Origin of the sequence: Pseudoalteromonas nigrifaciens (genome assembly GCF_002221505.1) — a bacterium.
Classification (GTDB): Bacteria; Pseudomonadota; Gammaproteobacteria; order Enterobacterales; family Alteromonadaceae; genus Pseudoalteromonas; species Pseudoalteromonas nigrifaciens.
The window spans coordinates 3,181,645-3,196,461 of sequence record NZ_CP011036.1 but is presented as its reverse complement, the minus strand read 5'-3'; the positions used below and the strand labels follow the sequence as shown (position 1 = coordinate 3,196,461).

Here is a 14,817-nt window from a genome sequence, read left to right as displayed (position 1 = left end):
GTAGGCCTTAATATTTATGCTTTTATTTAATTTTTTAGCCAGTACCAGTAGTGCTAATTTGAGCTTGATTAGCGACAGTGGCTTGCCGGTTTTTTTTAGTGGCGCCTTACTTATGGCGATGATCGCTACCTTGCTGAGCGTAAAAAATACAGCATCTAGATTAAGCTACTTATGCACAGGGTTAATAGGGTTGGCTATTTTAAGCAGTGGTGCTGCATGGCTTAGCGCTTTACTCGCATTAGGTTTTGGCTTTAATTTGTGGCATGCAATTGTACATAAAAACAAGCTGTTAATTATATTAAGTGCACTTGCTGCGGTGTTGTTTATAGCATTACTTATAGCCATTGCAGCGTTTGGCATTGCACTGTTTTGGATTGTTAGTGCGGTGTTGTTATTATCATTAACTGGGTTTATTACTAATAATGAGACACTTAATCAAGCGCCCTTGAAGCAGCAGCAAGCAGCACCTGAACATTACATCGAAAGCTCTCCGCTGGCCTCTTTTGCCGATAAACAAAAATTACGTCAAGGTTATAATACGTGGCGTAATAAAGCACCGTCACTAGGGGCGTTGGTAATTCTTCGTTTAGAAGGTTTTGAGCAAGTTAATCAGCATATTGGGCGTGATTTTGGTGATTTACTGCTTGCTCAGTCGGCGAATAGAATAAAAGAATTACTCAATAATGATGGCATTGTATCGTTAGAGGACGATGAAAAACTAGCCCATTTAGGAGGGCTTAATTTTGCCTTTATTTGTAACTTAGCCAGCCATAAACACTTGCATGAAAAAATAATTACCGAAATATTTGGCGCTACACTTAAACCTTTTAATGTGGCTAACTGCACTATAGAAGTGACCGCAAGAGCAAGCTATGTGCATTGTAATGAGCAAGATGAAGACTTTGATAATTTAATTAAGTCGGCTTATTTAGCACTTGATAGCCAGCCAAAACAACAGGTGGTTGCTTATCATCAACAAATGATGATCGAGCAGTTAGAGCAGCAAGCACGATTAAAAGAGCTTGCAGAAATTGATTTCACCAATGAGTTCGAGCTGTATTTTCAGCCGGTTATTGTAAATGATAATGGCCAAATTGAATTTTTAGAACTATTACTGCGTTGGCAGCATCCTAAGCAAGGCATACTTTCAGCGAGTCGTTTTATTGATGATATTAGAATTGCAGGGCTTGCTTACCCACTGGCTATATTTGTTATAGAGCGCGCTGCTGAACTTGCAATGGCATTGCGTATGGAGGGCTTTGCAGTGCCATTGAGCATTAATGTATTTGGCCCTGAAATGCTCAATGAAGAGTTTGTAGAATTTGTAACGAGTGCTATGAAAGAGCATAACTTAAGGCCTGGCGATTTAATTGTTGAGTGCCCGCTACATATTTTTACTAACCTAGATGACAAAGGGCGAGCCATGATTGCGCGGCTTAATAATATAGGCTTAAAAGTGTGTGTTGATGGTTTGGGCGATAACCCCGTTTCGCTCTCTAAGTTACCTAGTTTAGCGGTAGAATACATTAAAGTCGCGCCAGCATTAACTGCTGATTTTAGTAATCAAAACAATATTCGCAGCCTAGTTGTTGGTATGGTACAAATGCATAATCAACAAAGTACTAAGGTTATTTTTGAAGGGGTTGAAACCCTAGATCAGCTTAAATTTGTAAAAAGCCTAAAAGGCTATGCTGCACAAGGCTATTATTTTGGCCACCCATTAAGCAGTGTTGGTTTAATGAGCTGGTTAAAGCAGTGGCAATTAGCGCAGCAGCAAAGTAATTAAGCACACTCTTTGGCTTGCAGGTAACTATTCACTAGTGCGCTAATAACTTGTCCGCAATGCACTTTACCGGCTTTAATCCCGCTGGGATGTTGAATGGGAGCTGCTTCGCATAAGTGTAAGTAGTGAGAGTGGCGGTTGCTTGCAGCTAAATGTACAAAGTGCTCAGCGTCACTTACGCTAAAACCACTACAGGTATAAGCACTTACAGGCATAAATGCAATGCTATCTAAATCAACCTCAACACCTAGAGGCGCTGCATCAAAACTCTTCAGCGCATTGCTCACTGCTTGAGTTAGATTAATTTCACGTTTAACGGCGATTGACTGATAGCTATTAAAAGTAAAATTAGCAGCGGCTAACGCATCTATAATAGCTTGATTGTTTTTTAGCTCGTGCAAGCCAATAACATGGTAACTTTTTAAACACTGCGCGCTGTACGCATAGCTAAAGCCATTACCACTGTGGCGGCCTTCGCATTCTCGAAAGTCGGCGTGGGGATCAAAATTTATAGCGTTAATAGCGGTGTTTTTATACTTAGCTAACGCTTTTATAATACCTAAGCAATTATTATGGCCACCACCAATAACAATGGGTTCAAGCCCCGCTTTAAATATAAAACTTAATATAGCTTCTACGCGTTGATCAAGTTGCTCACATAACTCACGCAACTGTGTTAAATGGGCAGGGTTTTGGTTGTCGAGTAGAGCGCTTTGCGCCATTAAATCAGCTGTGTGCACTTCGCCAAGTAACAGTACTTTTTGCGTGGCAATAAATTGATTATAAGGCTGGTTTAAAAAACGTTGTAAAAAAGCCGGCCATGCTTGCTCTGCACCCCCAGCTCCTAAGTTTGCTTTTGGGCCAATATCTTCACAAATACCCAGTAACACGTAGCGCATGCCAAATTGTGCGGCATCGCTAAGCGCTTGTTGTATATTTACGTCGGTATCGAGTAATGACATTGACTGCCATACTTTGGTTTCGTTAGCGCGACTAGTGCAAAACGACTTAACCGCGCTTTCATCGTAAACGTTTAAATAGTGCGCCACGTTATATTTCTACGATTTCCAGTTCTAGCTCTTCTGCCGATAATACAATGCCGGTGCTGTCGGCATAAATAAAGTCATCATCAAAAAATGATACACCAGCAAAGTTAACCCCAATGCCGTCTTCGCCTGCACCTTGGCTATCTGCTGCAACCGGAATAGAGGCAATAGCTTGAATGCCTAAATCAAGCTCTTCAATTTCGTCTACGTGGCGTACGGCTCCGTAAACAATAATACCTTGCCAGTTATTTTCAAGTGCAAGTTCGGCCAGTTCAATATCGATAAGTGCACGACGAGTAGAGCCGCCACCGTCAATAAGTAGCACTAGGTCTGTACCATCTTGAGAAAGTAATTCACGGATAAGTTCATTATTTTCAAAACATTTAACCGTTTTAATGCGGCCACCAAAGCTGTGTCGGCCACCAAAGTTGATGAACATAGGTTCAAGCACGTCAACCACATCGGCAAAGTGGTCACATAAATCAGAAGTGCTGTAATCCATTATTTTATCCTCAAAAGATACATTAGTTTATGCTTCAGTATACCCTCCTTATATGCAATAACAACGACTTAATCGCAGTAAATTTAGGCAAAATAGGCAGTAAATAAGTATTTACTAATCATTGGTCTAAACAATGTATAGGCCTTAAGTTAATGCTGGCATATAATCCGCGACTAAATAATTGCGCGGTTAAGTAAGCTAAATAAAGGCAATTGCAAGTAATGTTAATTACGTAATTTAAATAACGTAAACAGCGCAGGTATTTTGGTATTTATTCTTTGTTAAAAGCTTAAGTTATTTAAGTGTAAGTAACAAAGTTGCTCATTAAATTTTTAAAGGTGTAACAATGATTGTTTTACAAAACTTGACCATTAAGCGGCGTTTGCAGCTAAATGCTTTAACTGTTGCTTTGGCCATGCTGGCTTTTTTATATGTAATTATCACAGGCTCACAAACCACGTTAAAGTTAACGAACATCACGCAACAGGCCGAGCAGTTAAACATTCATCAGTTGCAGTTAAGTGCACATGAAAAAACCTTTTTGTTTTATAAACAGCCACAAGCACTCTCATTATTTGAACAAGAATACGCACAGTTAAATAAACAAATAATTCAATTACAATCGCAAATGCAAGATTCAGAGATTGATACACAACAGATAACCCTCTATACGCGTTTAATAAAAAGCTTTTATAGTGATTTTAATGAGGTTGTGCGACTGCAAAAAAGTATTGGCTTACATCAAGACGATGGGCTTTATGGGCAGCTGCGAAGTGCTGTGCACGAAGTAGAAAGTTTGCTCAATCAACAAGATGAATACCAGCTATTGACCCTAATGCTACAGTTAAGACGTGCCGAAAAAGACTTTATGTTACGTTTGGATGAAAAATATTTAGCAAACTTTCAAGATCATGTTGATACGTTACAGCAAAAAATAACGAGCTCATCACTAAGTCAAAACATTAAAAGTAATTTAAAAAACCTACTGTCTAATTATCAAAGTGCTTTTCAAACTTTGGTAAAAGCGCAGCTTGAATTAGGTGTTGATCTAGACTCTGGCGCACTTGGGCGCATGCAACAAAGTGTAGAGCAAAGTGATCAGTTGGTAATGCAGCTAGTAGCAGATACTAAATTGCAAGTTGAAGCCAGTATAGCTAAAGCACAGTCGGTCGCTATTATGGTGTTTATTATATCGGGTATTATAGTTTTAACCCTGGTTTACTTAACCAGTCGCTCTATCATTGTACCTGTAGAGCGTATTTACCAATCTATAAACAAGATTCGACGCAATAATGATTTAACAGTAACCATTGAGCAAATTGGCAATGACGAAATTACGATTATGTCGAAAGATTTTAATAGTTTAATTGGTGACTTTAATAACCTTATAAATGAGGTGAATGGGGCTTTAAATGCGTTAAATATCGCGACTGAAAATTTATCAGAAAGTACCGCCGCAACCAGCTCGGGTATGCAAGATCAATTACATGAAGCCGATATGGTGGCCACTGCGGCGACCGAAATGCAGGCGACCATTCAAGATATTTCACATAATACCGAAGCTGCTGCTAAAAAAGCAGAATCAACTAATTTAAGTGCGCAACAAGGTCGTAGTGAGGTTGAGTCAACCGTCGCGCATATTAGAGGGTTGTCTGACTCTTTAGAGCATGCGTCAAGTGTCGTTTCTTTATTAGAAAAAGACGGTGAAACAATAGGCTCTGTGCTTGATGTTATTCGTGCGATTGCCGATCAAACTAACTTGTTAGCGTTAAACGCTGCTATTGAAGCCGCTAGAGCGGGTGAGCAAGGCAGAGGGTTTGCTGTGGTTGCAGATGAAGTGCGCTCATTGGCTCAACGAACACAAGAATCTACAAGTGAAATAGAAGGTATAATAAATACTCTACAACAGCGCACTCAAGAAGTGGTGAGTATTATGCATCAGTGCCGCTCACAAGGTGATGAAAGTGCATTGCAAGCAAATAGAGCTGGTGAGTTACTCGGAGCAATAACCGAAGATGTGCAAACGATTATGGAAATGAGCACACAAATTGCTGTGGCAATTGATCAACAAAGCCAAGTAGCATCTGAAGTAAATAAAAATGTGGTGAGTATTCGTGATATTGCCAGAAACACCTCAGGGCACGCTGCTAACAATGCGCAAACAAGCGAAGAAGTATCAGCGCAAGCACGAGTGCTTTTTGCTGCAATTGACAAATTTAAGGTTTAAAACTTAGCAATAAAGTACCCGTATAGTTTAAGGAATAAACTTTATGGGTACGCTGTCTTTAGAGTTATTGTGCTCACTAACCCGCTTTAAATACTCATCCCATAGAGTCGCTTGCTGCGCCTGTAGTTTTGCAAAATATTGCCAGCTAAATAACCCGCTATTGTGGCCATCGTCAAAATCTAAACGCAGTGCGTAATGACCAACATGAGCAATGTTTTTAATACCAACGGATTGTTTATTGAATACTAATTTCATTGGCCCTGAGCCATGTCCTTGCACTTCTGCAGAAGGAGAGTGCACACGTAAAAATTCACAACTAAATACGGCTTGGCTGTCATCATCAAAGTAAACATCTAAATTTTTGCTAACGCTGTGGTAATGTACTTTTGTTACGTGTTTCATTTTTATCTCATTAAAAAGCCCCCAGTGCGGAGGCTTTTAGTATAACTGTTTATGCAGCTAATTTTAATTAAAGAATGTAGCGGCTTAAATCTTCATCTTCAACCAGCGCACCTAAGTGTTTTTCAACATAAGCGGCGTCAACTACCAGTGATGTTCCGGCTTGCTCTGAAGCGTCATATGAAATTTCTTCCATTAGCTTTTCCATTACCGTATGTAAGCGACGAGCACCGATGTTTTCGGTTTTTTCGTTAACTTGCCAAGCGGCTTTAGCAATGCGCTCAATTGCATCATCACTAAATTCAATAGTAACTTGCTCAGTTTTAAGCAGTTCACGCTGCTGCTCGGTAAGCGATGCATGCGGCTCTGTTAAAATACGTTTAAAGTCATCAGCAGTAAGTGCTTCAAGCTCTACACGAATAGGAAGGCGACCTTGTAGCTCAGGGATCATGTCTGATGGCTTAGCCATTTGAAATGCGCCCGAAGCAATAAATAGCATATGGTCAGTTTTAACCATGCCGTGCTTAGTGCTAACCGTACAACCTTCAATTAATGGTAGTAAGTCGCGCTGTACGCCTTCACGACTAACGTCTGGACCTGATGAGTCACCTCGTTTACAAATTTTGTCTATTTCATCAATAAACACAATACCATTTTGCTCAACTGCAAAAATAGCCTGCTCTTTTAGTTCTTCAGGATTAACTAGCTTAGCGGCTTCTTCTTCACTTAATAATTTAAATGCTTCTTTAATTTTTAACTTCCGCTTAGTGCGCTTATCGCCACCCATGTTTTGAAACATGCTTTGCAACTGGTTGGTCATATCTTCCATACCAGGGGGGGCCATAATTTCTACGTTTGGTTGTGCTTGAGCTAAATCAATTTCGATTTCTTTGTCATCTAATTGGCCTTCACGTAGCTTTTTACGAAACGTTTGACGAGTTGAAGAGCTGTCATCGCGTTGGCTTTCGCCATATTGATCTTTAGCTGGTGGTAAAAGCGCATCTAAAATACGCTCTTCGGCTGCTTCTTCAGCGCGATGCTTAAACTTTTTAGTTTGTTGCTCACGCGTCATTTTAATCGCAACATCGACTAAATCGCGGATGATGGTTTCAACTTCCTTACCAACATAGCCAATTTCGGTGAATTTAGTTGCTTCTACTTTAATAAATGGCGCGTTAGCAAGCTTAGCTAAACGGCGCGCAATTTCGGTTTTACCAACACCCGTTGGGCCAATCATTAAAATATTTTTAGGTGTTACTTCATTACGTAAATCATCACTTAGCTGCATCCGGCGCCAGCGGTTACGCAGTGCAATAGCAACGGCTTTTTTAGCTTTTGCTTGACCAATAATGTGCTGATCTAGCTCGTGAACAATTTCTCTTGGGGTCATAGCAGACATAGAGGTTCCTGTTACAATTCTTCGATAGTTTGAAAGTCGTTAGTGAATACGCAGATATTGCCTGCAATGGTTAGGCTTTTTTCTACTATTTCGCGAGCACTTAAATCGGTGTTTTCCAGTAAGGCAGTTGCTGCCGATTGGGCAAAGTTACCGCCACTGCCAATGGCAATTAAGTCATTTTCTGGCTGTACTACATCACCATTACCGGTAATGATTAAAGAGGCTGTTTCGTCGGCTACAGCAAGCAGTGCTTCGAGCTTGCGCAAAGCGCGATCGCTGCGCCAGTCTTTGGCCATTTCAACCGCGGCTTTAGTGAGGTTACCTTGGTGCATTTCTAGTTTGCTTTCAAAGCGTTCGAAAAGGGTGAAGGCATCAGCAGTACCGCCGGCAAAGCCAGCAATTACTTTGCCATTATAGAGGCGTCGAACTTTACGGGCATTGCCCTTCATTACTGTATTACCAAGCGAAACTTGGCCGTCGCCGCCAATTACAACATTGTTGCCGCGGCGTACACTTACGATAGTAGTCATATTATTCCTCATCATCGAGCTGCAGGGGCAACTCGTAAAAAACGATTATGAAGAGGTTATATGGGTGAATGGTTTATTTTCAAGTCCAGCCCCAAATTCCGCAGCCGACTATTTTTACACGTTTAAGTTTATTTTTATCGCTCTCAGCTTGGCGCTTGGTTTTATAGGGGCCTAAGCGTACTTTATACCAAATGCCACTGCTGCCTGTGGTCTCTTTTATTTCAGAAATAAGCCCTGCAAAGGCTATTTTAGCTTTTAGCGATTCAGCCTGCAGGTAGGTTCTAAACGAACCGCATTGCATAACGTAAGGGCCTTTTTGTTCAAGTTCTTTTACTTCAACCTGAATTTCGTGGTTTCTAATTTCTTTAATAAACGCAGGCGTACGTGGTACAACAACTTCTACAGGAGTTGTAGGTACAGGGTTAGCTTGTTTTTCAACTAGCTCAGGATCGGCGTTATTTTTAATAAACCATAAGCCATAAGCAAAACCTGCCACCAATAAAGTAACAATTAAAACTAACAGTATTGGAAAGGGTTTTTTAGCGGGCGCTGATTTCGCTTTTTTGCGGTTTGCTGGTTTTTTGTTAATGTAATCGTGCTGTGCCATAGCTTTATTTTGGCCTTAACCTAAATCATGTCTATAGGGTCTACGTCTAGGCTCCAGCGTACTTTTTGTGCAAGTTTGCTAGTGCTTAGATAATCAACCATTTGCGCAAGATATTGGTGCAATACGCGGCGATCTTGCGCTTGAATGTGTAATTGAAAACGATACATACCTGCTACTTTTTCAAGAGGAGCAGGTATTGGACCGAGCAATTGTATACCAGTTACCCCGCTTACTGGAACCAAATCTGTCAAAAAATCGACGACTTGTTTTATATTGTGTCCTTGGGCGCGAACAATGGCCATATTTGTGATTGGTGGTAGGTCTGCATCTTCACGTTCACGCAGTGCAAAGCGAGCAAAATCCTGATAACCATTATTAACCAAATCTTGTAATAGTGGGTGCTCAGGAAAATGTGTTTGCAATAACACTTGGCCTGCCTCACCTGAGCGCCCAGCACGCCCGGCCACTTGCGTAACAAGTTGGGCTAAATGCTCAGTTGCTCTAAAATCACAGGAGTATAAGCCGCTGTCTACGTCTAAAATAACCACTAAACTTACATCGGCAAAGTGATGCCCTTTAGCCAACATTTGCGTGCCCACTAAAATGCGCGCGCCGCCTAGGTTTATTTCATCCAGTGCTTTTTCAAGGCTGCCTTTACGACGAGTAGAGTCGCGGTCGATACGTGTAACAGGGGTTTGTGGAAATTCACTCGATAAAAACTCTTCTATTTGCTCAGTGCCTTTACCATTAGGAAAAATTTGCGTGCTACCGCAGTCGGGGCATTGGTGTGGAACATGATATTGCTCGCCACAGTGATGGCAAATCATTTGCCCAATAGCTTTATGAAAAGTGGCACTGGTGCTGCAACGCTTGCATTCGCTTAACCAGCCACATTCATGGCAAATTAACGTGGGCGAAAATCCACGACGATTTAAAAACACCATCACTTGTTTGCCACGTTTTAAATGTTGGCGCATGGTAGCAAGGCTGGCATGGGCAATGCCTGCTTGGTCGGGCTGGCCTTTCATATCGAGTAATTTAAATTGGTTATCGGTAGCGGTTTGCGCGCGCTCAGTAAGGCTCAGTAGTTGGTATTTATTATTAATTGCTTTGTGCAGGGTTTCGAGTGCCGGTGTTGCACTGCCTAATATAAGCGGAATTTTATGCTGATATGCACGATACGCAGCTAAATCACGGGCATGGTAGCGCAGCGTGTCTTGCTGTTTAAAAGACGAGTCATGTTCTTCATCAACCACTATCATGCCGAGCTTTAAAAATGGCAGAAAAATACTCGAACGTGTGCCTATTACTATGGCGCAGCTGGCTTTTTCGCAAAAACGCCAGGTTTGTAAGCGTTCATTATCGGTTAAAGCTGAATGCCAAAGCATAATGGGGGTGTCGGGAAAGCGGCGGCGAAAGCGGTTAACGGTTTGCGGGGTTAAGCCTATTTCGGGCACTAATACTAGTGCTTGTTCGCCGCGCTTTAGTACTTCTTCTAAACATTGTAAGTACACTTCTGTTTTGCCGCTACCGGTTACACCTTCTAATAAAAAGCTGCTAAAACCGCTGCTTTGATTAATTGTGGTGCAGGCAACCGCTTGCTCTTTGTTAAGTGTTGGTTTGCTACCCACTGTTGGGGCTACACTTTGCCAGTGGTTATCATGCTCAATTGACTGCGTTATGAGTGCCTTATCTATTAAGCTATCAATGGTTTTTTTACTAAAGCCCAAAGCTTTTAACTCGGTTAATGACGACTTGCCTGATTGCGATAGCTGCTTTAGTAAATTAAGTTGAGTCTTAGCTTTTAATGACGGCAGCAGCGCGCCTTTTTCCGTTAGGGCTACCATATTAATGCTGGTTTTATCAGGCGATTCGCCTTGGCGTAGTGCGCTTGGCAATGCAATATGAATGGTTTCACCCAGCGGGTAGCAATAATAACGGGCAGTAAAGCGCAGTAACTCTATGTGCTCTGCAGATAAAATTGGCGTATCGTCGATAATTTCAAAAATTGCCTTTATTTTGTTTTCAGGCACTTCGGTTGTTGTTTTAAGCGCTAAAACCACGGCTACTTTACGTTGATTACCAAAGGGTACTAACACCCGCATTCCGGGTTTTAATGGCGCAGAAGCTTCACCAAGCTGGCTATCTACTTTATAATCAAAGGTGCGCGGTAGTGGAACTTTTATAGCAACTTCAACAAAATACATAGTAACTCAACTGTTAAAAAAATAATGGGGGAGGGCGTGCTAATACTTGGCCCTAATGTACTAAAAATACAGCTAAAAACCTACTACCAAATAACCTTGTTTACTCAAAATGGTTATTTTTTTAGCAAAAATACTAATTAATGCTTGTGTGCTTGATGGTTGTTGGATAAAATCCGCCACCAATAAATTTGTTTTAACGACGTATGGTGCCAGACTCCGGGTTTGGAGAGCGATGCGGCCTTAACTAGAGGTTTCTATGAAAGAAGGTATTCACCCTAAGTACGAAGTAATTTCTGCAACTTGTTCATGTGGAAACGAATTCGAAACTAGCTCTACTCTGTGTAAAAATATTCACCTAGACGTTTGTTCTGCGTGTCACCCGTTTTACACTGGTAAGCAAAAGATTTTAGACACTGGCGGACGTGTTGATCGTTTCAACAAGCGTTTCGGTGCACTTGGTAGCAAAAAGTAATTATTGCTATTTAGTTAAAAAAAGCATCTTAGGATGCTTTTTTTATGCCTAAAAATCCTCTAACTTCCCCCTAACCTCGCTAGTTTTAAGTTTATTGCTTTTGCATAACTATTTCCTGTTCTTATTCTCGGTATGCATAAACCTTTGCAGACAAATGACCTAATATTCTCTATATTTTTAATAGCTTAATTTTAAACTCGGTTTCTAAAAGTAGCCAACATGAAGCTATGTGTTGTTAAAGCAGAATAAATAATCGCTTTTAGCTGATTTTATTCACATTTTAAAAACGCTGTTTTGTGAATAATACTTTTAACTAAAATAAGCTTGAAAAGTGCCTTTTAGCACAATTTATATTTATGAAAAGTAGCGATGTTTTTATCGAAGTTGCTGAAAATTCGCTTAAAATTAACAGATCTAGCATATAACAGGATAGACCTGATATTGCTTGGAATTTAAAAATAATAAGGGTATCGTACTTTAAGGCATGTTAAGTGTCGCTTTACTCCCTCTCACTTTAACTTAAATTGCAGGATATAATCGCGTTATGTCGGACTTTCGTGAACAAGCACTACATTATCACTCTCACCCCGTTCCAGGTAAAATCAGCATTGAGCTAACCAAGCCTGCAGAAACGGCTCATGATCTCGCTTTAGCTTATAGCCCCGGTGTAGCTGAGCCGGTGCGTGAAATTGCTGCTGACCCTGTAAATGCCTATAAGTACACAGGTAAAGGTAATTTGGTTGCAGTGATCACCAATGGTACTGCTATTTTAGGTTTAGGAAATTTAGGGCCTTTAGCGTCAAAACCGGTAATGGAAGGCAAGGCGTTGTTGTTTAAACGTTTTGCAGGCATTGACTCAATTGATATTGAAGTAAAACACCGCACCACCGAAGACTTTATAAATACTGTGGCTAATATTGCTGATACTTTTGGCGGTATTAACCTTGAAGATATTAAAGCACCAGAGTGTTTTGAAATTGAAAAGGCGCTTATTGAACGCTGTAGTATTCCTGTTTTTCATGATGATCAGCACGGCACGGCTATTGTAACGGCTGCAGGCATGATAAATGCGCTGGAAGTGCAAGGCAAAGATATTGAAGATGCAGTTATTGTATGTTTAGGTGCCGGCGCTGCAGCGATTGCTTGTATGGAGTTATTAATTAAGTGTGGTGCACTGCGTGAACATATTTATATGCTTGATCGTAAAGGTGTTATTCACACTCGCCGTGATGATTTAAACGAGTACAAACAGTTATTTGCTAACAATACCGATAAGCGTACATTACAAGATGTAATTGAAGATGCTGACGTATTTGTTGGTGTATCGGGCCCTAACTTATTATCGGCCGATGATTTAAAATTAATGGCAGCAAAGCCAGTCGTATTTGCTTGTTCGAACCCAGACCCTGAGATTGATCCGGCACTGGCACACGGCGCACGAAGCGATTTAATTATGGCAACAGGGCGCTCAGATTACCCTAACCAAGTTAATAACGTGTTGTGTTTTCCGTTTATTTTCCGTGGTGCACTTGATGTGCGTGCTAGTGAAATTAACGATGAAATGAAAATTGCAGCAGTTGAAGCTATTCGTAGTATTGCCAAAGAGCCGGTTCCGCCAGAAGTACTAAAAGCTGCCGGTGTAGATAAGCTAGCGTTTGGTGCAGAGTATATTATTCCTAAGCCTATGGACCCGCGTTTATTGCCGCGTATTGCTAAAGCAGTTGCATTAGCAGCCATTGCTTCAGGCGTAGCGCAAATAGAGCTGCCAGCAAACTATATGGAATAAGCAGCATTATGTTGCTCGGTATTAAGTTACTTCAGTGTAATTTATAGCCATAAAAAAACCTCAGCATGGCTGAGGTTTTTTTGTTTAAAAGCCGCTGTTTAGTCTTCGTTTAAAACAGGAACTTCTAAGCCCATTTCTTGCATTATTTTTTTTACTTCTTCAGGCACTTTTTCGGCGTTATCTTTACGTAAATCATCATCGTTAGGTAACGGTTGCCCAGTAAACGCATGCAAAAATGCTTCACATAATAGCTCGCTATTAGTTGCATGGCGTAAGTTATTAATTTGCCTACGGGTGCGTTCATCGGTTAGTACTTTTAATACATTTAGCGGGATCGAAACGGTGATCTTTTTAACTTGCTCTGATTTTTTCCCGTGTTCTGCGTATGGGTGAATATACTCGCCATTCCATTTTGCCATAAGATGTATCGTTGCCTCAGATTATTAATTGCTCACCCTACTAAAAAATAGCGCGAATATGCGTGAAATTCTATCGATTTAAACAAATTAGTCAAATACTTGTTGCACAGATGGCTAGGTGTTTAAATGTTTTGACTTCTTAAGTTGAATGAATTACTGTTTTAGACGTCTAAACATCTAAATAAAGCAGGTAATAAATATGAGTGAAAAAAATAAAGCGACAATTGCAGTTCGCAGTGGTGTCGATGCTGATAAGCACCATGGCGCGGTTGTGCCTCCGCTGTATTTATCAACCACTTATTCGTTTGCCGACTTTGATACAAAACGTCAATATGACTATGGCCGCAGTGGTAATCCAAATCGTGATACTTTAGCCCAAGCACTCAGCGAACTCGAAGGTGGTGCTCGCGGCATTATTACTGCAACAGGAATGGCTGCCGTACATTTAGCCACTCAGCTGCTTAATAGTGACGATACGTTGGTGATCCCCCATGATTGTTATGGCGGCAGCTATCGCTTATTTACCTCATTACAAAAGCGCGGCCTATTAAAACTCGAAGTGTTAGATTTAACTAAACCAGAAAGTTTGCAGCAAATTTTAGTAATCAAACCTAAGTTAATTTGGATAGAAACCCCTAGTAACCCTATTTTACGTTTAACTGATATTAAAGCAGTAACCGATATTGCGAAACAATGCGGTGCTTTGGTAGCCGCAGATAATACTTTTTTATCGCCTGCATTACAAAACCCGATTAAATTTGGCGTTGATATTGTGGTGCACTCAACCACTAAGTACATAAATGGCCACTCAGACGTGGTTGGCGGTGCGGTTATTGCTGCAACTGACGAACTAGGTGAAGAACTGGCTTGGTGGGCAAATAATATTGGTATAACGGGGGCACCGTTTGATAGTTACTTAACTTTGCGTGGCTTGCGTACTTTAAATGTACGCTTACGGCAGCATCAAGAAAATGCCTTAGCTATTGCTAAGTACCTTGAAAGCTCAAAATTTGTTAGCCAAGTATATTACCCGGGGCTAGAGTCGCATCCACAACATGAATTGGCTAAAGCACAGCAACTTGGTTTTGGTGGCATGGTTAGTTTTGACATTAAAGGCGGTGTGAATGACGCAGCTGCATTTTTAACAAACCTTAAAACATTTAGCTTAGCTGAATCTTTAGGTGGCGTAGAGAGCTTAATATGCCACCCAGCAACAATGACGCATGCAGGAATGGAAGCCGAGGCTCGTTTAGCCGCTGGCGTTGGCGATACGCTTATTCGTGTGTCGGTAGGTATTGAAGATGTAGCAGATTTATTAGCAGACTTTGATCGGGTATTTAATTTAGTGCAACCAGGTCAGCACAATAACGCAGGTAAAGCAGGCGCTAGCGCAAGTAGTAATGTTAAATTGAGCGCTGCTCACCCGGCGTTGTGGTAATT

13 protein-coding genes are annotated in these 14,817 nt (G+C 41.0%); 5 read left to right on the top strand and 8 right to left on the bottom strand.

Features of this window, described 5'->3' with window-relative positions:
* Nucleotides 1-16: 16 nt before the first annotated feature.
* Entirely contained in the window at nucleotides 17-1,786 is a 1,770-nt protein-coding gene (locus tag PNIG_RS15115) for a GGDEF domain-containing phosphodiesterase (protein ID WP_080516820.1), read from the top strand.
* On the opposite strand, the gene PNIG_RS15110 is transcribed toward PNIG_RS15115, so the two are convergent.
* Both PNIG_RS15110 and rraA read right to left on the bottom strand, forming a co-directional pair.
* Complete coding sequence (locus PNIG_RS15110) at nucleotides 1,783-2,832, bottom strand: formimidoylglutamase (RefSeq protein ID WP_089368812.1); 1,050 nt, start codon at nucleotides 2,830-2,832, stop codon at nucleotides 1,783-1,785. The two genes, PNIG_RS15115 and PNIG_RS15110, sit on opposite strands and share 4 nt — an antisense overlap.
* 1 nt (nucleotide 2,833) lies before the next feature.
* Nucleotides 2,834-3,331: a ribonuclease E activity regulator RraA gene (gene rraA / locus PNIG_RS15105; protein WP_011329377.1), complete on the bottom strand. Its 498-nt coding sequence runs from the start codon at nucleotides 3,329-3,331 to the stop codon at nucleotides 2,834-2,836.
* Between the two features lie 346 nt (nucleotides 3,332-3,677).
* Here rraA and PNIG_RS15100 point away from each other — a divergent pair, with 346 nt between their 5' ends.
* Nucleotides 3,678-5,558 (top strand): methyl-accepting chemotaxis protein, encoded by a 1,881-nt coding sequence (locus PNIG_RS15100; RefSeq protein ID WP_089368811.1) that lies wholly within the window; start codon nucleotides 3,678-3,680, stop codon nucleotides 5,556-5,558.
* A 27-nt stretch (nucleotides 5,559-5,585) separates the two neighbouring features.
* Here PNIG_RS15100 and PNIG_RS15095 read toward each other — a convergent pair whose 3' ends face one another.
* The 5 genes from PNIG_RS15095 to priA all read right to left on the bottom strand — a co-directional run bounded on the left by PNIG_RS15095 (nucleotide 5,586) and on the right by priA (nucleotide 10,700).
* On the bottom strand, nucleotides 5,586-5,960 hold the full coding sequence (locus PNIG_RS15095; protein ID WP_011329375.1) for a gamma-butyrobetaine hydroxylase family protein: 375 nt from the start codon (nucleotides 5,958-5,960) through the stop codon (nucleotides 5,586-5,588).
* A 67-nt stretch (nucleotides 5,961-6,027) separates the two neighbouring features.
* Entirely contained in the window at nucleotides 6,028-7,356 is a 1,329-nt protein-coding gene (hslU, locus tag PNIG_RS15090; RefSeq protein ID WP_011329374.1) for an HslU--HslV peptidase ATPase subunit, read from the bottom strand.
* Between the two features lie 11 nt (nucleotides 7,357-7,367).
* Complete coding sequence (hslV, locus tag PNIG_RS15085) at nucleotides 7,368-7,886, bottom strand: ATP-dependent protease subunit HslV (RefSeq protein ID WP_011329373.1); 519 nt, start codon at nucleotides 7,884-7,886, stop codon at nucleotides 7,368-7,370.
* A gap of 79 nt (nucleotides 7,887-7,965) precedes the next feature.
* Nucleotides 7,966-8,493, bottom strand: a complete 528-nt coding sequence (locus PNIG_RS15080) for an SPOR domain-containing protein (RefSeq protein WP_089368810.1) — start codon at nucleotides 8,491-8,493, stop codon at nucleotides 7,966-7,968.
* A gap of 20 nt (nucleotides 8,494-8,513) precedes the next feature.
* Nucleotides 8,514-10,700 (bottom strand): primosomal protein N', encoded by a 2,187-nt coding sequence (priA, locus tag PNIG_RS15075; RefSeq protein ID WP_089368809.1) that lies wholly within the window; start codon nucleotides 10,698-10,700, stop codon nucleotides 8,514-8,516.
* Nucleotides 10,701-10,956: 256 nt separating this feature from the next.
* On the opposite strand from priA, the gene rpmE reads away from it, so the two are divergent.
* A complete protein-coding gene (gene rpmE / locus PNIG_RS15070; RefSeq protein WP_011329369.1) occupies nucleotides 10,957-11,172 on the top strand; it encodes a 50S ribosomal protein L31 in 216 nt (71 codons plus the stop codon).
* 544 nt (nucleotides 11,173-11,716) lie between these two features.
* Nucleotides 11,717-12,958: a malic enzyme-like NAD(P)-binding protein gene (locus tag PNIG_RS15065; RefSeq protein ID WP_011329368.1), complete on the top strand. Its 1,242-nt coding sequence runs from the start codon at nucleotides 11,717-11,719 to the stop codon at nucleotides 12,956-12,958.
* 98 nt (nucleotides 12,959-13,056) lie between these two features.
* Here the strand turns inward: PNIG_RS15065 and metJ are convergent, their stop codons facing one another.
* A complete protein-coding gene (gene metJ / locus PNIG_RS15060) occupies nucleotides 13,057-13,377 on the bottom strand; it encodes a met regulon transcriptional regulator MetJ (protein ID WP_006793094.1) in 321 nt (106 codons plus the stop codon).
* A gap of 199 nt (nucleotides 13,378-13,576) precedes the next feature.
* On the opposite strand from metJ, the gene metB reads away from it, so the two are divergent.
* A complete protein-coding gene (metB, locus tag PNIG_RS15055) occupies nucleotides 13,577-14,815 on the top strand; it encodes a cystathionine gamma-synthase (RefSeq protein ID WP_089368808.1) in 1,239 nt (412 codons plus the stop codon).
* Nucleotides 14,816-14,817 lie beyond the last annotated feature (2 nt).